This is a genomic window from Cytophagales bacterium, assembly GCA_033344775.1.
GTDB lineage: Bacteria > Bacteroidota > Bacteroidia > Cytophagales > Cyclobacteriaceae > JAWPMT01.
In genome coordinates, this window is the sequence record JAWPMT010000004.1 from 867742 (window position 1) to 889922 (window position 22181).

Genomic DNA, 22181 nt, shown 5'->3' on the forward strand with positions numbered 1-22181 from the left:
ATGGATAATTCTTTGACAGCCATCTCCGCTTTGGAAGCAGGTTTTGACACGCTCATCATTTCAAAAAAAGACGGTGCGGTAAAAGATGTCAGGACCCAATCCTTTGAGACGTTTAAATCTTTGGGATTTCCTGGTAAGAAAACCGAAGCATATAAGTATTCTCCTGTTGATAAATTCATCGAGAAGAACATCGATTATCTCCAGGTCAATGACGCCTTTGGTTTGAGCAAGGAAGAAGTACAACAACACTTCTACGACCTGCCGGGTACACATCTGGTATTTGCCAATGGTACCTTCAGCAGCGAGCTTTCATTGATCAAAAGTGAGGATGTTACAATCAACACGATCGACGAAGACAATCCTTCTGAGATGCTGGAGACCCTTACCGGGGAACATGATGCCTTTGCTGCGCTGAATGCTGCTTTTTTTTCGACAGGGCTTCAGATCCTGGCAAACAACAAGAAAATAAGACCACAAGTTTTCATCTACTATGTATTTGATCTGAGGAATGGACAAATCTGTTCTTTCCCTCGTCTGAATATCGAAGTGGCTGAATTGTGCGAAATTGATCTGGTGGAGAAACTCGTATTCGTAGGTGAAGGAACCCTCTTTCACAACGTGACCACTGAGATCAAAATCGGTAAGAACGCAACTTTGAATCTGACCAAAAATCAGGTTTATGCCGATAATCACATCGTTGTAGACGGGATCTATGCCCATCAGCGACGTGACAGCAAAATCTATTTCAATACCTTCTCTTTTTCAGGCGCGATGGTTCGCAACAACTTGAACATTGCTCAAAATGACGAGCACTGTGAGAGTTATATGAATGGATTGTACTTATTGGATGGAAATTCGCACGTAGACAATAACACGGCCATTGACCATAAGCAACCTCACTCCTACAGCAATGAGTTGTACAAAGGAGTAGTTGATGATAAATCGAGAGGTGTATTCAACGGTAAGATTTACGTACGACCTGGTGCACAGCAAACCAATGCTTTCCAGGCCAACAATAATATCAGTCTTTCCGATGCCGCCATTGTCAATACCAAGCCTCAATTAGAGATCTGGGCAGATGACGTGAAGTGCTCACACGGCTGTACTATTGGCCAACTGGACGAAGAGGCTATCTTCTATCTGAGAGCTCGAGGTTTGAGTGAAATCTCCGCGAAGGCCATGATGTTGGTCGCATTCGCTGAAGACACACTTAATCATGTTCCTGTAGAGCAAGTGAAAGAAGAAGTTGCAACGATCATTGAAAACCGACTGGGGCAATGATGTCCGTAGCCTCTCAACTGGACCTTACTAAAATCCGGGAAGAATTTCCGGTACTCCACCAGAAGATCAATGGCAAGGATCTGATCTACATGGACAATGCGGCGACTTCTCAGAAGCCAAAAAATGTCATCGATGCGTTAACGCATTACTACGAGAATAATAACGCCAATATTCATAGAGGCATTCACTCGCTGGCAGAACGTGCTACTTCGGACTATGAAAATACCCGAAAGAGCATTAAATCGTTCATCAATGCTAATGAATCAGAAGAGATCATCTTCACCAAAGGAACGACTGAAGGCATCAACCTGGTATCTCAGGCTTACGGCCGCAAATTCCTGAAGAAAGGAGATGAAATCCTAATCACGGGAATGGAGCACCATTCCAATATTGTGCCATGGCAGATTGTTGCAGGCCAAACGGGCGCTACACTGAAAGTTGTACCGATCAATGAGCATGGTGAAATGATCTGGGAAGAGTTTGAGAGGTTGCTTTCTGAGAAGACCAAGATTGTTTCGATGGTCTACATTAGTAATAGCCTGGGAACCATCAATCCGGTCAAAGCGATCATCGAAAAAGCACATGCAGTTGGTGCGAAAGTGATGCTGGATGGAGCACAAGCCGCTCCACATAGCAAATTGGACGTAATTGATCTGAATTGTGATTTCCTGGCATTCTCGGGACACAAGATGTATGGTCCTACTGGCATGGGTGCGCTTTACGGCAAGCGTCAATTGCTTGAAAAAATGGATCCTTATCAAGGCGGTGGAGAAATGATCAAGGAAGTGACGTTTGAGGCCACAACCTATAATGACATTCCATATAAGTTCGAAGCGGGCACGCCGAATATCGGAGATGTCATTGCTTTCCAAAAAGCCATAGAGTTCATGGAAGGAATAGGGCATGAAGCCTTGTTACAACAAGAAAATGACCTGCTGGAATATGGCACCAAAACACTGCAAGCTATTGACGGATTCCAACCTGTTGGGACCGCCAAAAACAAAGCCAGTGTCATTTCTTTCAATCTGGAAGGCGTTCATCCATTTGATCTTGGCATGTTTCTGGATGCAAAAGGAATTGCCGTAAGAACAGGACACCACTGTACGCAGCCTATCATGGATCATTTTGGGATCGAAGGAACTGCCAGGGCCTCTTTTGCGGTTTACAATACCAGAGAAGAAATTGATGTCCTGGCCGAGGCATTGAAAGATATTCACGCTAAATTTCATAAATGAGCACGACGATCCAGGATATCCAAAACGAAGTAATTGAAGAATTTGAATTGCTGGATGGCGATTTCGAAATGTCCATCAATTACGTCATGGAGCTTGGTGAGCAAATGCCGCCATTTGAGGACGCGGATCGTACAGAAGATAACATTGTGAAAGGTTGCCAGTCGAAAGTTTGGCTCACTGCCAGCCATGATAATGGCAAAGTGACTTTCAAAGGAGATTCCAATACGGCCATTACTAAAGGCCTGGTAAGTCTCCTGATCCGAGTACTTTCGGGCCATTCACCGGAAGACATCCTGAATCAGGAAATCTTCTTTCCTTCCAAAATTGGAATGAATCGATTCATCGGCACCCAACGATCCAACGGATTTGGGGCGATGATCAAACAAATGAAAATCTACGCTTTGGCGTTTAGCAGTACACAAAAAGAAGTGAAGTCATGAGTACGGAACAAGTAACAGAAGACCAGACGCTGGAACTGAAAGAAAAGATCGTAGAAGCCATCAAAATGGTATATGATCCGGAAATCCCTGTGGATGTGTACGAATTGGGACTCATCTATGAGATCAATGTGTTTCCGATCAATAATGTCCATGTACTGATGACCCTCACCTCTCCGGCTTGCCCTTCTGCGGAAGAGATCCCTGGAGAGATCAAGCAAAAAATTGGGGAGATTGAAGGGATCAACGATATCGAAGTTGAAGTGACTTTTGATCCTCCTTATGCCACCGACATGATGTCGGAAGCGGCAAAACTGGAACTAGGATTTATGTAATTATAGAATATAAAGAATCAAACATATGTACCCTGAGGAATTAGTAGCACCGATGAGGGCCGAGTTGACTCAAATCGGATTCGACGAGTTGAAAACTGCAGATGCGGTGACCAATCACCTGGAAAATGAAAAAGGCACATCACTAGTAGTGATCAATTCAGTTTGCGGATGTGCTGCAGGTGCGGCTCGTCCTGGTGTAGCAGCAGCATTACACCACAGTGACAAGAAGCCTGATCACCTGACAACTGTTTTTGCTGGTGTGGACATGGAAGCCACTCAAAAAGCACGTGAATACACGTTGCCTTACCCTCCATCTTCTCCTGCCATTGCTTTGTTCAAAGACGGAGATTTGGTTCACATGGTAGAAAGACACCATATTGAAGGCAGACCTGCTCACATGATCGCGGATCACTTGCAGGAAGTTTTCAAAGAGTATTGCTAAGAAATAAGCATTATGCATAAACAAAACCTGCCTCGCGCAGGTTTTTTTATGGATAAGCGTAGGGTTTTGGGTTGTGCGGCTGTCTTATCATCAACCTATTGATCCTATGAAGAACAAAAACCAACTTTTTATTGTGCTGCTGGGAATATCGGTGGCAGTGCTGGTACTGGTGGTTTTGTAACCTCACGCAATTGACCACAAACAACTACCATTACAACAGTTTCTTGAAGTTAGCACTCATCATCGCATTCCCAATTCCTCTCTTTTCTTTACTTTAGCGCGCTCATTTTTACCCATTTTCTCTGGATATGGATCGTCCCGAATTTGATGATATTTTCATGCAGCTGGCAGTGAATCTGGCCTCTCGTTCTCATTGCATCAAAAGGCATGTGGGTGCGGTATTAACCAAAGAAACACGGATCATCTCCATCGGTTACAATGGCCCTCCTGCTGGCACACACAACTGCGACGAGGAATGGCCGGAAAAAGGATGCCCCAGGGACTCCAAAGGTGGTTGCTCATTAGCGATCCACGCAGAACAAAATGCCATTCTCTATGCGGTGAAGAACCAATCTACGGTAGAAGGCTCAACTCTTTATGTGACTTTGTCTCCGTGCTTGGCTTGCGCAAGAATCATCTACACTTCGGGTATTAAGAAAGTGATCTACCTGAAATCGTACGCACAATACAAAGGCATCCCCAGTGATGAAGGGGTGGATTTTCTTAGAAAGTTTGGTGTGGAGACGGTCCAATATGAAGGTGAGATCCCTCATGAGAATGTGTTGATTTAGTTGATTGACTGTCTACCTTTCCGAAAGCTCCTCAGAGTCATTCTCAGAAGACGCTTAGGTATGAAAAGAAAAAACGCCAATTCAAGTAGAAATGGCGTTCTCAAAATCTTTTTAGCTACTCTTTAATCACTAAACCCACCTTCTTCTCCACCGAAATCTTCGCCACCATCTCGGCCACGTCCACCTCTACGGCCACGTTGTTTCTTTTGATTAAGTCGGTAGGTAAAGGAAGCAGTCACGGTCGGTCCGCGTCTCCACTGAAATTCTGAGTCCGTGGTAAAGAACTCCGTGATGGTTTCTCCACGGAATTTTCTGGTATTGAACAGGTCTCTTACACTCAAAGCAACCGTACCATTGCGCTTCAGAACATCTCTGGACAATCCAACATCGATCCTGGTAATGGCTTTTCTTGTTCCTTGCGGTGTTTTTCTTGGCGCCCGATATGACCAGGTCATCTGTGCATTGAACAATTTATCATTCCGATAGAAGCCCATCATTCTCGTTGTGAAGGTGGTCGCTTCTGCAGAAATGTCTTCTCCGGTTTCAGGGTTGAAGCCATTCGTATTGGAATTGAAGAAATTCACGTTCCCAGTCATACGGAATTTTTGACCAAGCTCCTGCGTCAGGTTCAGCTCCAGTCCTATATCATTTCTTACAGCCAAATTTTCCGGCCTCCGGATCGTCTGACCTTCTTCCTCCCCTGCTACCTGTATTCTGGAAACCACATCCTCCGTATGACGATGATAGATGCCTAAGTAAATGGTGGAAGCAGTTCTGTTTTGAAGGATACCCAATTCGTAAGAATCTGTGAATTGAGGTTGCAGGTTAGGGTTACCCGTGTAGATACTCAGTGGGTTACTAAACGTAACAAAAGGATTCAGGCTTCGGAATCTTGGTCGGCTAACCCGACGGCTGTAGCTCAGCTGTAAAGAAGAAATACCAGAATATTTATAGGTCACATTCGCACTTGGGAAAAAGCTCAGGTAATCCTGATTATTGGACTCTCCCGTTTGCTCCAGTAACGTTTCCAAATCCGTATGCTCCAAACGAGCACCAAGTTGCCATGAAACTTTCTCAAGCGTATTGCTGAGGATCAGATAAGATGCAAGGATACGCTCATCGAAGTTGAAATCATTAGTCAGGTTGGTCACCTCTTCATAAACGCCTGTTCCTGCCGTGTCAGATTCTACGATGTAATCATTGAAGATATTCCTGAAATTGTATCGAACTCCCGCTTCAAATTTTGCCGCCTTACTAAAGGGTTGAACGTAATCGATTTGAATTAAGGTTCTTTCTTCTCCATTGTCATTTTCTGCTCGCTGATTGAAATCAAAGACGGTTCCATCTGAGAAATTCGTCTCATCATCAAATTGCGAGATCTCAACCTCATTGCTGTCCTGATATTGCAAGTTGAAAGTCAGCTTATGACCTTTGCGTTTGAAATCGCGATTGAACAACACTTCATATTGCCAATTGATATCATCTTCCTGCTCATTGTCCCGTCGGAATCGATCCGAAAAAGAAGCGCGATTCTGATCCAGGAAATTATAGCTGGTATTGGTAATGTTTTCATTGTCCGAATTTCTATAAGAAGCCGAAAGGGTCAACACATTCTTATCATTGAAGTAAATATCAGATCCAAAACGAACATTCTGAGACAACCCATTTCGATTACGATCATTGATTTGATTGATGAAATACGTCGTATCGGGACGAAAAAATGCATTGTTAGTAAATCCCTGACCCGGAGATTTTCGTCGAGTCACCCCATAATTAATGAACCAGTTGATCCAACCCGTACGGTAATTCACATTAACACTGGCACCATTCTGCGCAGGATATCCCGCCTGCACCTGAAAACTTCCATTGAATCCCTTGGCCTTGTCCTTTTTCAAGATAATGTTGATGATTCCGGCACCTCCCTCTGCATCGTATCTCGCAGACGGATTAGTAATGATCTCCACGCGTTCGATCAGGTTGCCTTGCAACTGCTGCAAGCCTCCGGTACCGGAAAGACCTATTAGCCCTGAAGGCTTACCATCGATCAGTATCTGTACATTTTCACTGCCTCGAAGAGAAATATTCCCTTCAACATCGACTTCTACCGAGGGCAGGTTACCTAACAGGTCCGAAGCACTGCCTCCGAGGTTACTCAGGTCTTTTCCAATATTATAGACTTTCTTATCCAATGTAAGCTCCATTTGCGTCCGCTCCCCAGTTACCACTAACTCATCGAGTTCCAGCTGTTTTTGATGCATCTCAACCTTCTCTAACGCCACCGGAGCGCCGCGTTCTATCGTAATGTTCTCGATCGTCTTTTTCTCGTGTGTAATAAACTGAAACTCCGCATAGTAAGTCCCAGGCCGAACAAACATTTTGAACTTGCCTTCAGCGTCGGTCACAGTCCCTTTTACCAGAGAGGAGTCCGTAGGATTAAATACGCTCACCGTTGCAAACTCAAGTGGCTCAGTGGTACTTTCATCGATCAGCTGACCCGAGAAATTAAAAAAGTTTGCGGGTCTCCCACCTGGCCTTCCCCCGGGACGTTGTGCCATTGAAATCAATGACAAAGAAGTCAAAAGAACGAACAGCATGACTTTGCCAGTCCCTGCGATATTCAATTTGCGCATGTTGCTTGAGTTGGATTTTTGATTCATCAGTTTTAAACCCACTGAGCCGTTTTAAGTTCAGCCGAGCCATAGAACTAGATGCCCAATCAAAAAAAAACCAGCGGATGAACGCTATATATGTGATGAGAGGTCGCGCCAGCCCTTCAATGGTAGCATTTCAGATATTTCAAAAACTCAATTTTTTCTAATCTTTTCCGTTGAAAATCAAAAGCTAGTCGGATATGATTCTCTTCGCCAAGATCATTTTCCATAATTTAGCGGTAGACTATCTAGATTCCTCAAGGGCAAATGGCCTTTACTACTTACAAGCGTTCTTCGGAACAAGGAAATATCAGGCACTACAGGGCCCAAATTGTTGACTCCTCTTTGGTCATTGGTACCATGCTGGGTCTGGCCACCATTTTGATCACCAAACTGGATGGTGACAATCGGGCACTCGGGCATCAACTCATCGACATTTTAGGAATTGGGCTACTTATCGTTGTATCGATCAAGCGGAAAAGTTTGCGTATTCGTTGGAAAGCCGGCGCACTGATTGGCGTTGTTTTCCTGATCACCATGGCAGAGACTTTCCGTATTGGGTTGTTAGGAGATAATTATTTGCTGCTGCCCATGATTCCCTTTTTCCTGATCCTGGCATTCGATAAGACCACCACAGTTATCTTCTCATTTCTCACACTCTTCATCTATCTGACCATTGGAGGGTTATTTACCTCCGATGTACTCACCTTGAATAGCGGAATTGAAGCTCATTTGGAATTTAGTGACTGGATAGAAAAAGGCCTGGTGTTGGTGATCGTTTCTGCAGTCATTGTTTTTACACTTATCAATTTCGATCAAAATACGTCGAAGTTCATCGAAAGCATCAATGAAAAGAATGAAGAGTTAAAAACTCGGGAAGCCAATCTCAGTGCCATCACGGAAAGTACCAATAATGTCATAGGACTCTTCGATGCCAATAAACACGTCGTTGCTTTTAATCAGGCTTTTGCAGATTACATATTTGCTACTGATGATGTGGTTATCTATGAAGGCATTGATTTATTGAATCACATCAATCAAGCACAATCTGAAGTCTTCCGGAAATACATGGATCGGGTATTAAAGGGAGAAAAATTCAAAGCAACCATTGAATATCCGGTAGGAGAAGACCTCAGAAGTTTCATGCTGAGCTTCAATCCTGTATATCGTAAGCATCGGATCATTGGTTTTTCTTTGTTTGCTGAAGACATCAGTGAATTACGTAAAATCCAGCAACAATTGGAAAAATACAATATTGACCTGGAAACATTGGTTCAGGAACGGACTCAGGAACTGGAAAGTAAGAACAAAGCCTTACACGATGGAAATATTCAACTCGAAAAGGCCTTTCAAGAGTTAAGAGAAACTCAGGGTCAGCTGCTACAGGCAGATAAAATGTCTTCCCTGGGTGTATTGGCTGCAGGAGTAGGTCATGAGATCAACAATCCGCTCAACTTCATTTTTAATGGTGTAAAGACCATTGAATCTCAATTGACGGATGATGAACTCACTTCTGTTGAAGATTTAGCACCTTTTTTTGACGTGATCTATGATGGAGTGGACAGGGCCTCCAAAATCGTGAAGAGTCTGAGCCATTTCAGTCGAAAAGCAACAGACCTCAACGAAACTTGTGATGTCCATGCTATATTGGATAACTGCCTGACGATCCTTCGCAGTGAAACCAAAAACAAAGCCCAAATCATTAAACAATTCGCAAAAAAGGAACTGATTATCACCGGAAGTGAGGCAAAGTTGCACCAAGTATTCCTTAACCTCCTGTTTAACGCGTCTCAGGCAATCAAAGAACAAGGTCAGATCACTATTATCACCGAACACGAGGAGAATTGGATCAATGTCAGTATCGCCGACAATGGATGTGGTATTTCCGAAGAAAACCTCAAAAAGATCAGTGACCCCTTTTATACCACCAAAGCGGCCGGCGAAGGTACCGGGCTAGGTTTATTCATCACCTACGGTGTAATTGAAGAACATGACGGAGAAATCAAAGTATTTTCCAAAGAAGGCGAAGGTTCTACCTTCACACTCTCGTTTCCGTTGAAAAAGCTAATCTAATATGTCAGACCTCAAAAAGACGGTATTGTACGTTGACGATGAGCCCAACAACTTGTTGTTGTTCAAGGCGGCATTCCGTAAGAAGTTTGAGGTAATCACGTCCGCATCAGCCAAAGATGGTCTTGAACAGCTCGATGCAGTTCCCGAAATTGAATTAGTGATCAGTGACATGAAAATGCCGGACATGTCGGGGGTTGCGTTCGTCAAAGAGGCCCAAAACAGGAATCACCGAAAATTCTTTTTCATCCTATCTGGATTTGATTTCAATGAAGAGATCGAGGCAGCTTTGGCCAATAAATTGATTGATCAAAGTTTCAAGAAACCCTTCAGTCTCGAAGAGATCCAACAGGCAATTGATGCGTGTCTGAGTTAATTCATGCAGGTGATAACACCATGGCTATCAACTTTAGAATCTTCACTGGATTAAAAGATATAATTCTCCCGAAATGAAGATGAATTTAGATCGTCATTGCGATGGCACCGTAGCGGCGGACCGTCGGCCACCCGACGTAGTAACGCAATCTTACGTTTTATAGGCCTGAACTCCCGTGAGGGATCACCGTGTCGGCCCGATCGGTGCCTCATGAAGATGGGAGTCTTAATAACGTTTTCCTTAAGTTGACGACCCTAGTGATAATACCTGAAAGGGCGTCGGATGAGGAAGGCCTTTAGATTTGAAGGTTAAATAATATTCACCTCCGCTGAAAGGTCAATTCCAAATGTACTGGAAACAGATTTCTGGATGTCTTTGGACAGTTTCACGATCTCTTTACCTGATCCTCCGCCATAATTGACCAGAACCAGTGGCTGCTGTTCATGAACGCCTATATCGCCACGGCGTTTACCTTTCCAGCCACATTTTTCAATCAACCAGGCTGCCGGGATCTTGCTCCAGTTCTCATCCACTTCAAAGAATGGCAGACTTGGATACAGTTCCTGTAGGGCTTCTAACAAGGGCCGCTCTACCAATGGGTTTTTGAAGAAACTTCCAGCATTGCCAATATCCAGCGGGTCAGGTAGTTTGGTCTGCCTAATGTGAATGACCGCCTCACTGATCGCACGAGCCGAAAGCTGGTCTACCCCCATTTGATCCAGGGTCGACTTGAGGTTGCCATAGTGAATATTGAAAGCAGGCTTTTTTGAAAGCTTCATTCTGACCCGAGTGATGATGTACTTGCCTTTGAACTTGCCTTTGAAAACACTGTGTCGATACCCAAACTGACACTCCTCTGCCACGAAGGTTCGGGTCTCTCCGGTTTTGCCTTCCACAGCATCGAGAGAATGAAAGATCTCTTTCAATTCCACGCCATACGCACCGATGTTTTGGATCGGTGCAGCCCCTACGGTACCCGGAATTAAGGAAAGATTTTCTACCCCGCTCAGTTCATGATCCAGGCACCAAAGTACAAACTGGTGCCAGACCACTCCGGCACCTACCTCTACAATGACTTCATCTCTGCCTTCTTCCACCACATCAATCCCATCGATTTCCATTTTCAAAAATACTTTCCGCTGGTTACCGGTAAACAACACATTGGAACCTCCTCCCAAGACCAATTTCGGCATAGGTCGCAATCGATGATTAGCATAAACTTCATCAATATCGTCCAGATGTTTAATGATGGCTACATATTGTCCATTGACATCCAGACCAAAGGTATTGTACGGTTGTAGCGAGATATTGTGGTGTAAGAGCAAATGCGTTTTATTTATATTCCTTTGTATACGACTTTTCCACCTACTATGGTCATCGTTGCTTTGGTTTTTAACACCTCAGCTTCATCAATGGTCATGATATCACGATCCAAAACGGTGAAGTCCGCAAATTTACCCACCTCAATCGAACCTACCACTTCTTCTTGAAAAGCTCCATAAGCTGCATCTAGGGTATAGGAACGCAAAGCTTGTTCCCGAGTCATTTTCTGATCAGGCTCATAGCCTCCATCAGGTGTCCCCTGAAGGGTTTTTCTGGAGATAGATGCATAGAAAGATGCAAATGGCGAAATGGGTTCAACGGGAGCATCGGTACCATTTACGATTTTAACATCAAGGTCCAATAACTTCCTCCACACATAAGCTCCTTCAAGGATCCTGGCTCTCCCCAAACGACCGATGGCCCAGGGACGATCAGAAGACATATGAATGGCCTGCATGGCTGGAACCACTCCTAATGAAGCGAAACGTGGAATATCTGCCCCGCTAAGGTGCTGCGCATGCTCAATGCGGAATCGATGATCCTGGGTCTGTTCAGGATATGTTTTGAAAGCCTTTTCATAGATATCCAGCACTTCGCGATTACCTCTGTCCCCGATGGCATGTGTACATACCTGAAACCCTGCTGCAGTTGCTCGCATCGTCACATCTTCAATCACTTCCATCGGAGTTACATTATGACCAAATTTTCCAGGTGCATCCGAATACTCCTCCAACAACCACGCACCTCTTGATCCCAATGCTCCGTCAGAATACAACTTTACCGCCCTGATGTTGAGCAGTTGATCAATTGAGTCGATCACCGGACCGTTTTCGAAATAGTCATTAAGAAGCGCTTCATCTCGTCCACTTAGCATGACATGAAGTCTTAGTGAAAGGTCACCTTTTGCTTTAAACTCTTTGAACAAATCAATATCTGCACTTGGTGAACCTGCTTGATGAAATCCCGTGATCCCATGTGCGGCACATGATTCCAGGGCCAACTTCAATACCCTTTCTCTTCTTTCTTTTGTTTCCGGAGGAATCACTGCCGTAATGCTTCCTTGTGCCGTCTCATTGAAAATCCCGGTTGGCTGACCTCCCAATCCTTTGAATATTTCCCCACCACTTGGATCAGGGCTGTCTTGATTGATACCTGCAGCTTCCATGGCTTTGGCATTGGCCAATCCGGCGTGCCCACTGGCATGCTTTAACCAAACCGGATGGTTGGGCACCGCTTCACTCAACAAGTCGTGCGTTGGAAATCCTTTGATGATATTTTCTGGGCCTTTATCCCATTTGTCCTGATGCCATCCGCGCCCAATGATCCATTCTCCTTCTGGGGTTTCTTCAGCCCTTGCGGCAACCGCATCTACCAGTTCCTGATAGCTTTTTGTTCCCATCAGATCTACGTTGATCAGATTTTGTCCTACACCCATGATGTGTGCATGTCCTTCGATCAACCCCGGGTAGGTCGCCTGCCCTTCCAAATCAATTTGCTCCGTGGCTTCTCCTATCAGTGCACTGATTTCATCGGTCCCTCCAACTTTCCAAATTTTACCGTCTTTCACGGCCACAGCCTCTACAACATCGTTAGTCGCATTTACCGTATAGATCTTACCATTTAACAGAACCAGATCGGCGGTCTCTTTTTCTCCACAGCTGATAATCAGAGTTAGAAATATCAAGGAGAGGGTCCAAACTTTCATAAACTAGGTTTTTTGATTTCAGCCTAAATCTAAAATGGATTCTATTAAGCACACCCAATTCTTTTCAATTCGGAAATATTTAACCGTAATCGGTACAAATACTAAAAAGGGCATATTTCAGGTCTTTGGAACAATTAGCATTAAATTTGGTTTTTAGGTTAACCATTTTTTGGGCTCAGTGCGTTTTATTTTAGTCTCATTACTTCTGTCCGTAGGTTGTTGTGCCTTTGGTCAACATCCGGCAGATAGCGATACCACGGGTATGGCTGCTGCTAAAAAGCAGCTGGAAAAATCCAGAAAGCAGCGACAGCAGTTTGAAGCCATCCTGACACATTTTGATGGAGACAGAGATGCCGCCAGGGATTCCCTGAACAAATTCAGGATTGCAGCATTGGAACAAGAGGCTGTGAACCGAGTCGAGTCCTACAAAAGCAACACCCAACTCGATACACTTAAAGAGATTGATTTGAGTCACGGGAGGTTAACTGCTATTCCCAGTTTTGTCTTTCAAGCCACCTCCTTAGAACGGCTGATTTTGGATCACAATGACCTCCATAAGCTCTCGGGAAAGCTAAAGAAGTTGAAGGCTTTGAAACAATTAGACTGGAGTTATATTTATGCGGACCATAAGAAAGCAAAGATCCCTAAAATAAAATCACTGGAACATCTCGATCTAAGCGAAAACAGCTTTCAAAAAATCGCAAACCTTAAGAAGTTGAAAAGCCTTAAGACTCTGGATCTTTCCACAAATGCATTTACCGCCATTCCCGTTAAATCATTGCTGGGAAACAGGAAACTGGAAGACCTGTACCTTAACAAAAACACAGAAATTCAGATTGGCCCGGGAAATTATGAGGCTATCCCTAATTTGAAAGTGTTGAAATTGGCCAGTTGTGACCTTACCTCGATTGATGAATCGCTCTATGGGATGACAAGCCTGACCGAACTTCAGCTACCAGAAAACAAACTGCAAAGCATCCCCGGAGGTATTTCCAACCTGGGGCGGCTAAAGACCTTGTCTTTCTATAAAAATGAATTAACAAACCTGCCTGCCGATTTCTATAATCTTAAAAACCTGCAGATCGTCGACCTTTATTACAACCAGTTGGAAGTGATCGACACAGCCATTTCTTTACTGACCAAACTTGAAATTCTGTACCTTTCAAACAACAAGATTTATGATATCCCCGCTCAATTAGGTGCGCTACCGAAACTGCGTGAGCTCTATTTGGCTCATAACAATCTCACCTCTATTCCCGAATTGAAAGATCTGACTTCACTCAAGGTGTTGCGAATTGATAACAATACCTTGTATGAGTTTCCTAAGGATTTACTCTACTTGACGCATCTGACTTATTTGGATTTTTCGAGCAATCAAATCAGTGGTCTCCCTCCGGGAATGGACACCTCCTTTCCGGAAATGCAATTACTTTATTTCCGGGAAAACCCAATTGATTTCAACATACCCCAAAATCAGTATATCGCTCCAATGATCTGGGAAATGAGCCAACGAGGTGTAGTGTGTTCTCCCTCATTTTCGAAAGAAGGCCCTCAGTAAGTATCAGCGCTTAACATGACCAGCGTACAGGCAAATGCTACCTCTATGCCTTGCTCCTGAGCATTACGGGCCAGTTCCGGATTTTCGGTCCCCGGATTGAAAATGATCCTTTTGGGATTCAGGGAAAGCAGATAAGGTCCCCATTCCTCCTGCCAGTGTGGGTTGATGTAAAGCGTAATGGTATCTATGTCTTCCAATGGAGGCTTGTCCCTTAGATTGATGATCTCCTGCCCATTAACGGATCCCTTTCTGATTCCTATGTTCAATGTCTCATGGCCCGCATTTTCCAATCTAACAGCCGCCATGTATGCATAGCGATGCGCATGCGGCGTAGCCCCAACCACTAATGTCTTTTTCACTTTCTGATGTTGATTTTACTAAGAACAAGATTGCTCATAAATTGGTGCCCGATTTGTTACTTACCTCGAGGTATCCTGATTAGACTTGGCTTTAGTACTGAACACCCCACCAAAGTTGAGACCGAACTGGAACGGGAAGAAAAATGAAGATTGATCGAAATCTTCAAAAACCGGATCAAATTGTGCCCGATCCTCATATTGAACCTCCCATTCTCGATAACTCATGTCGACTCCAACATAGGCATCAACTGAAAAACCTGGATTGCGTGTGACATTCATCCATCGCATACCGACGAATACACCATAAGCTCCCAATGTTTCATCTGTCCGAACAGTCCTTCTTCCAAATGGTGGAGATAGCTGATCAATGACCTGCGCCCGATGAATCAGAGATGAATAACTGATCTGATGACCGAAATACAACAGCCCCAGGGCTGATTCTTTAGAGTAGAATTTTTGTCTAATACGCCCGATAAACCCTCTACTGTAAGTATCGTTAAAGCTCAGCTCTTCTACATTCTGGAAGAATTTCGCTCGGTGATAGATCAATTGTATTTCGTAACCCAAGCGCTCCTGATAATAGTACTCCAGTGAAACGGGGAATTCATCCAGAAGAATCCAGGCAGGATTGGTCCCGAGGATCAAAGCCCGAAACTCATTGACACCTTTCTTGAAGTACCGAATGGACTTGTCTTTGAACAAATATTCCGGCTTATCAACTGGATTTCGATTTACCTCATTCCTTCTCACAGGTTGTGCAATTCGAAAAACAGGTCTCGCCTCTTCGTAGATAGGTCGATAAACCCCTGCTAGCGTACCATCGGGATTGAAAAGCTGCCACTCTCCTGTGCGTTTCTCACCATCCATGGGACCTTTCATTTTGATTCGTTCATTTGGGTAATAACCGGTATAGACACCCTTATCCTGATCAAAAATTGCCTCGCCATCTAACTCTCCATCTTCATTGAAATAGATCCATTTCCCCTGACGTTTACCATTCAGGATTTCCCCTTTAGCCTTTTGTTTACCACTGGGGTAATATTCCGTAAACACGCCATCTCCCTCTGTATACGCACTTTTTGCCTTGATTTCCCCACTTTCGTAATACAGGTTCCATTGCCCATCGCGTTGGTCCTCTACCAGTATTCCCTCACTGCTTTTTTGGCCATTTTCGTAATAGTATGTCCACTTCCCGGTCTTTTTACCTATCAGGTAGGAACCCTGAGCCGAGACTTGTCCATTCTTATAATAGTAGATCCATGTGCTGTCTCTGAGGCCTTCTTTGAAAGCTCCTTTCGCCTCTTCTTCACTGGTTTCATAGTAGTAGGTCCATAGTCCTTCACTTCTACCATCCTTGTTCATCCCTTCCATGCGCAACTCGCCCGAAGGGTAAAACTGTTTGTAGAGTCCATCACCTGCTTCATAATAGGCTTGCGCCTTGACGGTACCATCCTCAAAAAAGTAGTTCCAGATCCCTTCTTTAAGGTCTTTGAAGTAGCCACCACTGCTTTTTTCGTTCCCATTTTCAAAGTAATTACTCCAGTACCCGGATTTCTGACCACCAGCTAGCATACCACTGGCTTTCAGCGCTCCGGATTCATAGAAATAATCCCACAGCCCCATCTGACTTGATCGACGGAACAAGCCGCTGGATTTTTTATTGCCATTTTCATAGAAGTACACCCAGATACTATCCGGTTGTCCATCTATGTAGTAGCCTTCGATCTTTGGACTTCCCGATTGAAAATAAGAGTAATAAGGACCTTGAAGGGTAGAATCACTTGACTTTAGCGTGATGATCTCCTTCAGTTTCGTTCGCTCCTCGTCATAATACGATCGAGATTCAAACGTCTGCGCCCAAATGAGGGATGAGATGGAAAAAAGCGCTATCGTCAGGAGTTTCCTCATACATTGGGTTTACTGATCCAATTTCATGTGTACCCCCCAATCCGTAATTTCTTGATCAGACCACAACTTAGGAAAAAAGATGATACCCTGATGTCTGGGCGGAAGATACTTCTGCCAATTGGTTCCTCCAGTAGCCTTGATGTCCTCAGGACTTTTCTGTAAATACCGAATCGTAGATTTAAGGTGCGCAAGTGGCCATAGGACATTCGTCTTGTGATCGAAATGACGCAATGCTTCCTCTATTTCCGCATCGCCTTGATAGAAAGCGAGATATTGATGGTAAATATTGTTCTCTTTCACCTCATGGGCTTGTCGAATGAACTCGACGGAGTACTTTTTCTCAAACTGCTTCAATGTCAGGGTTTTCTTCCCTGAAGCAAGTTCCGTCGCTCCCCGTTTCCAATAAATGTACTCGTATTGCTCTTCGATTGAATCATCGGCATTTACCTGCTCTTTGGAATGCTTCGGAACGAGGTTGTAAAAATCTGTTGAATTGATTTCGATCTTACGGTACTGCCCCGACTGGAAACCACTGGAAGGCAACAGGGACATTCTGAATTTTAAAAATTGCTCCTGATCCATTCCATCCAGCATTACATCAAAAGAATCGATGAGGTGATCAAAATACCGATTGATGCGTCGTACCCTTTTCAAAAACACTTCACGTTTACCATCTGCATGATCAATGACCTGCTGTTGCTCATTCAAGATCAGATTGAAGTACAACTCCGTGATCTGATGATAGATGATGAATATTTTTTCGTCCGGAAAATCCGTACGAGGTGTTTGTAAACTCAGTAAAGTGTCCAGATGGACATAATCCCAATACGTGAGGTAGTCTGAATACAGGAGACCATCGAGATAAGAGGACAAATCCTGCCCCATTGCATCATACTTCTTACCTAAGGCCTCAATTTGAGCCAAAGTCTTGTTGTCAATTACTGACTTTTCCATTTGAACATCTTAAAAATTGTAAATTTGAGCCTAATTACCCTTAAAAACAAAGTACGATAGATGTCACAACAAGTATTAACCCCAAGTGATGAGATGTTGGGCCAAAATGGAACGGCAAAGAAGCGGAATTTCGTAGATGATTTTGAGTCACCTGACTTTTATCAGATTGACGATCTGTTGACTGAAGAACACAAATTGATCCGTTCTTCGATTCGAGACTTTGTAAAGAAAGAAATCACACCGTATATCGAAGACTGGGCAGAAAGAGCGCATTTCCCGTATGAAATGGTAAGAAAGTTTGGAGAGATCGGCGCATTCGGTCCGGCTATTCCTGAAACGTACGGTGGCGGCGGACTCGATTACATCTCTTACGGACTCATCATGCAGGAAATCGAGCGGGGAGATTCCGGTATGCGATCTACTGCTTCGGTACAAGGTTCGCTGGTGATGTATCCGATCTATGCGTTCGGTTCTGAGGAACAAAAAAGAAAATATTTACCTAAGCTAGGTTCTGGCGAAATGTTGGGCTGTTTCGGACTAACTGAGCCTAACCATGGAAGTAATCCAAGTGGCATGGAAACGCATTTCAAAGACATGGGCGATCACTACTTGCTCAACGGTGCAAAAATGTGGATCTCAAATGCACCTAAAGCTGATATCGCAGTTGTTTGGGCAAAGAGTGAAGAAGGTCGCATTCACGGTTTGATTGTTGAGCGCGGCATGGAAGGCTTCTCTACCCCTGAAACACACGGAAAATGGTCATTGCGGGCTTCTGCTACCGGAGAGTTGGTATTCAGTGACGTGAAGGTGCCTAAGGAAAATTTACTCCCTGGAAAAAGTGGTTTGGGTGCTCCTATGAAATGCCTGGACAGTGCCCGATACGGTATTGCCTGGGGTGCGATCGGGGCAGCTATGGATTGCTACGAATCTGCCAGAAAATATGCGGCGGAGCGCATCCAGTTTGATAAGCCCATTGCCGCTTTCCAATTGGTGCAGAAGAAATTAGCAGAAATGCTTACCGAGATCACCAAGGCACAATTAGTGAATTGGCGATTGGGTAAAATGATGGACGAAGGTAAAGCCACTACTCAGCACATTTCCCTCGCCAAAAGAAACAATGTAGCTGTCGCCCTGGAAATTGCTCGGGAAGCGCGACAAATCCACGGGGGAATGGGGATTACCGGTGAATATCCGATGATGCGTCACATGGCGAATCTGGAGTCAGTGGTTACCTACGAAGGTACCCATGACATTCACCTGTTGATCTTAGGTGCCGAGATCACTGGGATTCCAGCGTTTAAGTGATCCCACTAATCAACCCAAGACATCAATTAAAATGGTGTCTTGGGTGAAATCACCTACCCTCTTACAACTCAACAACAATTACCAGAATTAGCAAAGCTTACTTCCCAGACAGATTCGGACGTCATATTCACCAATGTGAAAATTAACCAGGGATGAGCTACTCGTCCTTTAAGCTATTCACTGGATTGGCGATCGCTGCTTTGATGGATTGAAAGCTCACCGTTCCTAATCCGATGATCAAAGCCAATCCAGCTGCAAGTACGAATACAAACCAATTGACTCCTGTGGAATAGGCGAAACTTTCTAACCAGCTGTCCATCCAATAATAGGCAATCGGCACGGCAAGTATAGAAGCAATCCCAACCAGTTTCATAAAGTCGGAGGACAGTAATAAGACGATTTGAGGTACGGTGGCACCCAGCACTTTTCTCACACCTATTTCTTTCACACGTTGATTGATCACAAACGCTGACAAACCCAATAATCCGATACATGCTATGAGAATAGCCAATAAAGTGAAGATGCTGAAGATCCGACCTGTAGCCAATTCTGATTCGTAAAAGGCCTCCATGTTAGCATCCAGAAAGTACGACTTGAAAGGTGCCTGTGGTGCAAATTCTGCCCACTTGCTTTCGATGGAACTTAAGGTATTTTGAATATCGCTTTCTTGGACACTGATCACCATTTTGGATCTGTTCTGAAAAGGGCCTTGCATACTCGTGAAAGCCGCTGGCTTCAAATCGACGTGCAGCGACTGGAAATGAAAATCATTGATCACTCCGACAATCGTGTATTCTCTTGGTTCTGCATTCGCTGCAATCTCGATGAGTTTGCGACCAACAGGATCAGTAAGACCTAATTTTTCAACAGCTGATTGATTGAGTACGATGGACAAAGAATCCTCAAACCCTTTGGAAAAGAATCGTCCTTCCAAAACCTGCATTTGCATGGTTTCGGGCAAGTCATCATCAAAGGACATCTGCCGCATGATCATGCTTTCTTTCTGGCCGGTCCCTGGAATTCTTACGCTAAAATCACCGGCTTGATCACCAGGCATATTCGAGGAATAAGCACTGACCTTCACATTGGGCAGCCGATCAATTTCATTCTTAAACGTCTCAAAACGAGCAATGTCTTGCGATTGTCCATTGATGGCTCCCGCGTTCTCAATCACAATGATGTTGTCTTTCTCAAAACCAAGTGGCTTGTTCTGCATGTACTCCATCTGATTGAACACAATCAATGTAGCACTGATCAGAATGATCGAAATAGCAAATTGCAAGACGACTAGCGCATTTCTTAGATTAATGCCAGTTTTACTTCCTCTCAGCTTTCCTTTCAGTACGGACAAAGGAGTAAACGAGGAAATAAAAAATGCAGGATACAAACCTGCCAGCGCTCCAATGATCACTACAATCAATCCACTCGATAACAACGTCAGTGGATTCATTACCTGTTCAAGACCCAGTGGTCTTGCGGCGAGCTCATTGAACCACGGCAGAATCAATGCAACAATTCCAAAGGCCAATAGCGCACTGAAGAAAGACATCAGGATGGACTCTGTTAAAAATTGTGCAATTAGGTGTTGTTTGGCAGAACCCAATACTTTTCTGATTCCTACTTCCTTCCCCCGTTCAGTGGATCTGGCTGTGGAAAGGTTCATGAAATTAATACAGGCAATGACCAGAATGAATATTGCAACTACGCTGAATATATATACATAGTTAATGTTGCCATTGGCTTTCATCTCATTCTCCAGATTGGAATGTAAATGGATATCCTTCACATGCATCAGGTGATAATTGTATCCATTTCCTGCTTCAATGTATTCATCATAGGAGATGCCATTGCGCTGCTGAATAGGACCTTCCGCATACTGCTTAACAAAGGCCGGTAATTTTTCTTCCACCACCATCGGATCGGTACCTTGTTGCAATTTCAGATAAGTCATGGCTGAAAAGCCTACCCAATTCTCCTGGTTGAAGAATGGGAATTGATGCATGGGCGTCAGATAATCGAATATGAAATGAGAATTATTGGGATAATCGTAAGCTACTCCTGTTACTTTTTTAGAAGCTCCGAAGAATTCCACGGTTTTACCCATAGGGTCGTCGTTCCCAAATAATTTCATTGCGATGGATTCAGACAACACCACAGAATTCGCATCTGATAATGCCTCTTCCGTGTTTCCAATTTTCAAAGGGATGTGCAAAACCGAAAGCAGGAAAGAATCCGCAAAAATGATGTTACTTTCGAGATAACTATCATCGCCAACCGTGACATTGGTCGGATTAAATGGTTTGAATGCTCTTCCTTGTGCGATTATTTCAGGAAAGTCTTGCACCATCTGAGGTCCGAAAGAATGCGGTGCCAAGGGGTAATTCACTTCACGTTCCGGATATACGCGATTGATCCACATGCGATAGACATCATCATCCTGGAATTCATCGTAGGACAAGTCGTAATCGACATACAGGAAGATGGCCATGCAAGTGGTCATACCAATCGCAAGACCGAATACATTGGTGAGGGTAAAACCCACTTTTTTCAGGAGACTTCTCCAGGCGGAAAGAATGAGGTTGCGGAGCATAGGTTAGGCTTTAAAAAAATCCGATACTAAAAGATAGTACTTCTTTGCTCACAAATGGTTGCATATTTCGGTCAGACGGGCGAAAACGTATGACAGAAGCAATTTGTTCACATTATAACTGAATATCAAAGTCGTTTTTCAGGGTCTCTTTCAATTGACTGGGACTAGCGATCATCCTGTCCTTCCGATCACCATTTTCTTTCATGATAAGCTTCTCATTGAAGATGGACTTTCTTCCACTTGGTGTTGGCCTGGTGACAACCGTATTTTTCACAAAATAGGAATCCGGTGAATCCTGTTTCCATTGACATTGGTCCTGAAACTCGTCGATGGTTCTGGGGATGGTTGAAAATTGGTATTTCTTCTCGAATTGCCCACCATCCGAAGACATCCAAAGCAGCCAGTCGTGCCCTACCTTTTCTAATCTGAAATAATTCCGTCCATCTGTTTGTCCCTTTTCATTGGTTATCTCAACAGGGGTAATGAATAAGTCTCCAAAAGCCACATCCACTAACCAGAGCTTCTCATCTAAAGCGATCACCAGGGCCAAATGATCAAATTCCGGTCCGAGTTCGTCATCGTCGTATGTCCTGCCCGAAACCATAGACACCTTGAACCCAATTTCTTTCAAGAGATGATAAAACAAGTGGTTCAACTCATAGCAAAAGCCACCTCGCTTCTGAGTGACTACTTTATGAAAGAGATGGGGAATGTCCAGTTTTATCTCAACCTGGTGCTGTACATCCAAATTTTCAAAAGGAACGGACCGAACATGACATTCGTGCAGGGCGAATAAAGTCTCCTTATCAGGGTTCAGTGCTCCCTGATAACCAATGCGTTGGAGTAGTTCAGCCCACACCA

The 22181-nt window shown here is 44.1% G+C and carries 18 protein-coding genes; 10 read left to right on the plus strand and 8 right to left on the minus strand.

The window, feature by feature from the left end:
• From sufD to R8G66_12460, 6 genes are all read left to right on the plus strand, one after another.
• Positions 1-1281: a Fe-S cluster assembly protein SufD gene (gene sufD / locus R8G66_12435; protein ID MDW3193171.1), complete on the plus strand. Its 1281-nt coding sequence runs from the start codon at positions 1-3 to the stop codon at positions 1279-1281.
• A complete protein-coding gene (locus tag R8G66_12440; protein MDW3193172.1) occupies positions 1278-2516 on the plus strand; it encodes a cysteine desulfurase in 1239 nt (412 codons plus the stop codon). The genes sufD and R8G66_12440 overlap by 4 nt, the downstream gene beginning before the upstream one ends.
• Positions 2513-2956, plus strand: a complete 444-nt coding sequence (locus tag R8G66_12445; GenBank protein ID MDW3193173.1) for a SufE family protein — start codon at positions 2513-2515, stop codon at positions 2954-2956. The genes R8G66_12440 and R8G66_12445 overlap by 4 nt, the downstream gene beginning before the upstream one ends.
• Positions 2953-3288: an iron-sulfur cluster assembly protein gene (locus R8G66_12450; protein ID MDW3193174.1), complete on the plus strand. Its 336-nt coding sequence runs from the start codon at positions 2953-2955 to the stop codon at positions 3286-3288. The genes R8G66_12445 and R8G66_12450 overlap by 4 nt, the downstream gene beginning before the upstream one ends.
• A gap of 25 nt (positions 3289-3313) precedes the next feature.
• A complete protein-coding gene (locus tag R8G66_12455) occupies positions 3314-3730 on the plus strand; it encodes a BrxA/BrxB family bacilliredoxin (GenBank protein MDW3193175.1) in 417 nt (138 codons plus the stop codon).
• A gap of 308 nt (positions 3731-4038) precedes the next feature.
• Positions 4039-4521, plus strand: coding sequence for a dCMP deaminase family protein (locus R8G66_12460; protein ID MDW3193176.1), 483 nt, complete (start codon positions 4039-4041; stop codon positions 4519-4521).
• Positions 4522-4643: 122 nt separating this feature from the next.
• Here R8G66_12460 and R8G66_12465 read toward each other — a convergent pair whose 3' ends face one another.
• Positions 4644-7151, minus strand: coding sequence for a TonB-dependent receptor (locus tag R8G66_12465; protein ID MDW3193177.1), 2508 nt, complete (start codon positions 7149-7151; stop codon positions 4644-4646).
• Positions 7152-7439: 288 nt separating this feature from the next.
• Between R8G66_12465 and R8G66_12470 the strand changes: the two genes are divergently transcribed.
• Together R8G66_12470 and R8G66_12475 are read left to right on the plus strand one after the other, a co-directional pair.
• Positions 7440-9245: an ATP-binding protein gene (locus R8G66_12470; GenBank protein MDW3193178.1), complete on the plus strand. Its 1806-nt coding sequence runs from the start codon at positions 7440-7442 to the stop codon at positions 9243-9245.
• A 1-nt stretch (position 9246) separates the two neighbouring features.
• Positions 9247-9618 carry a response regulator gene (locus R8G66_12475; protein MDW3193179.1) on the plus strand — a complete coding sequence of 124 codons (372 nt, stop codon included), beginning with the start codon at positions 9247-9249 and terminating at the stop codon, positions 9616-9618.
• Between the two features lie 308 nt (positions 9619-9926).
• On the opposite strand, the gene murB is transcribed toward R8G66_12475, so the two are convergent.
• Positions 9927-10943 (minus strand): UDP-N-acetylmuramate dehydrogenase, encoded by a 1017-nt coding sequence (murB, locus tag R8G66_12480; GenBank protein ID MDW3193180.1) that lies wholly within the window; start codon positions 10941-10943, stop codon positions 9927-9929.
• An 11-nt stretch (positions 10944-10954) separates the two neighbouring features.
• A complete protein-coding gene (locus R8G66_12485; protein MDW3193181.1) occupies positions 10955-12646 on the minus strand; it encodes an amidohydrolase in 1692 nt (563 codons plus the stop codon).
• Between the two features lie 178 nt (positions 12647-12824).
• Here R8G66_12485 and R8G66_12490 point away from each other — a divergent pair, with 178 nt between their 5' ends.
• Positions 12825-14204, plus strand: a complete 1380-nt coding sequence (locus tag R8G66_12490) for a leucine-rich repeat domain-containing protein (GenBank protein ID MDW3193182.1) — start codon at positions 12825-12827, stop codon at positions 14202-14204.
• Here the strand turns inward: R8G66_12490 and R8G66_12495 are convergent.
• From R8G66_12495 to R8G66_12505, 3 genes are read right to left on the minus strand one after another with little or no spacing between them, the layout of a single operon-like run.
• On the minus strand, positions 14198-14563 hold the full coding sequence (locus R8G66_12495) for a CoA-binding protein (protein ID MDW3193183.1): 366 nt from the start codon (positions 14561-14563) through the stop codon (positions 14198-14200). The genes R8G66_12490 and R8G66_12495 overlap by 7 nt on opposite strands.
• Positions 14564-14623: 60 nt before the next feature.
• On the minus strand, positions 14624-16471 hold the full coding sequence (locus R8G66_12500) for a hypothetical protein (protein ID MDW3193184.1): 1848 nt from the start codon (positions 16469-16471) through the stop codon (positions 14624-14626).
• Positions 16472-16480: 9 nt separating this feature from the next.
• Complete coding sequence (locus tag R8G66_12505) at positions 16481-17425, minus strand: tryptophan 2,3-dioxygenase family protein (GenBank protein ID MDW3193185.1); 945 nt, start codon at positions 17423-17425, stop codon at positions 16481-16483.
• Positions 17426-17518: 93 nt separating this feature from the next.
• On the opposite strand from R8G66_12505, the gene R8G66_12510 reads away from it, so the two are divergent.
• A complete protein-coding gene (locus R8G66_12510) occupies positions 17519-18730 on the plus strand; it encodes an acyl-CoA dehydrogenase family protein (GenBank protein MDW3193186.1) in 1212 nt (403 codons plus the stop codon).
• A gap of 157 nt (positions 18731-18887) precedes the next feature.
• Here the strand turns inward: R8G66_12510 and R8G66_12515 are convergent, their stop codons facing one another.
• On the minus strand, positions 18888-21320 hold the full coding sequence (locus R8G66_12515) for an ABC transporter permease (GenBank protein ID MDW3193187.1): 2433 nt from the start codon (positions 21318-21320) through the stop codon (positions 18888-18890).
• A gap of 112 nt (positions 21321-21432) precedes the next feature.
• Positions 21433-22179: an arylamine N-acetyltransferase gene (locus tag R8G66_12520; protein ID MDW3193188.1), complete on the minus strand. Its 747-nt coding sequence runs from the start codon at positions 22177-22179 to the stop codon at positions 21433-21435.
• Positions 22180-22181: the final 2 nt, after the last annotated feature.

Excerpts from the sequence above, each read along its gene's own strand:
- R8G66_12460 (MDW3193176.1), top strand. The coding sequence starts at position 4,039 with ATGGATCGTCCCGAATTTGATGATATTTTCATGCAGCTGGCAGTGAAT.
- R8G66_12515 (MDW3193187.1), bottom strand. The coding sequence starts at position 21,320 with ATGCTCCGCAACCTCATTCTTTCCGCCTGGAGAAGTCTCCTGAAAAAA.
- R8G66_12510 (MDW3193186.1), top strand. The coding sequence starts at position 17,519 with ATGTTGGGCCAAAATGGAACGGCAAAGAAGCGGAATTTCGTAGATGAT.
- R8G66_12505 (MDW3193185.1), bottom strand. The coding sequence starts at position 17,425 with ATGGAAAAGTCAGTAATTGACAACAAGACTTTGGCTCAAATTGAGGCC.
- R8G66_12465 (MDW3193177.1), bottom strand. The coding sequence starts at position 7,151 with ATGCGCAAATTGAATATCGCAGGGACTGGCAAAGTCATGCTGTTCGTT.
- R8G66_12440 (MDW3193172.1), top strand. The coding sequence starts at position 1,278 with ATGATGTCCGTAGCCTCTCAACTGGACCTTACTAAAATCCGGGAAGAA.
- R8G66_12445 (MDW3193173.1), top strand. The coding sequence starts at position 2,513 with ATGAGCACGACGATCCAGGATATCCAAAACGAAGTAATTGAAGAATTT.
- R8G66_12485 (MDW3193181.1), bottom strand. The coding sequence starts at position 12,646 with ATGAAAGTTTGGACCCTCTCCTTGATATTTCTAACTCTGATTATCAGC.
- R8G66_12450 (MDW3193174.1), top strand. The coding sequence starts at position 2,953 with ATGAGTACGGAACAAGTAACAGAAGACCAGACGCTGGAACTGAAAGAA.
- R8G66_12475 (MDW3193179.1), top strand. The coding sequence starts at position 9,247 with ATGTCAGACCTCAAAAAGACGGTATTGTACGTTGACGATGAGCCCAAC.
- sufD (MDW3193171.1), top strand. The coding sequence starts at position 1 with ATGGATAATTCTTTGACAGCCATCTCCGCTTTGGAAGCAGGTTTTGAC.
- R8G66_12455 (MDW3193175.1), top strand. The coding sequence starts at position 3,314 with ATGTACCCTGAGGAATTAGTAGCACCGATGAGGGCCGAGTTGACTCAA.
- R8G66_12500 (MDW3193184.1), bottom strand. The coding sequence starts at position 16,471 with ATGAGGAAACTCCTGACGATAGCGCTTTTTTCCATCTCATCCCTCATT.
- R8G66_12470 (MDW3193178.1), top strand. The coding sequence starts at position 7,440 with ATGGCCTTTACTACTTACAAGCGTTCTTCGGAACAAGGAAATATCAGG.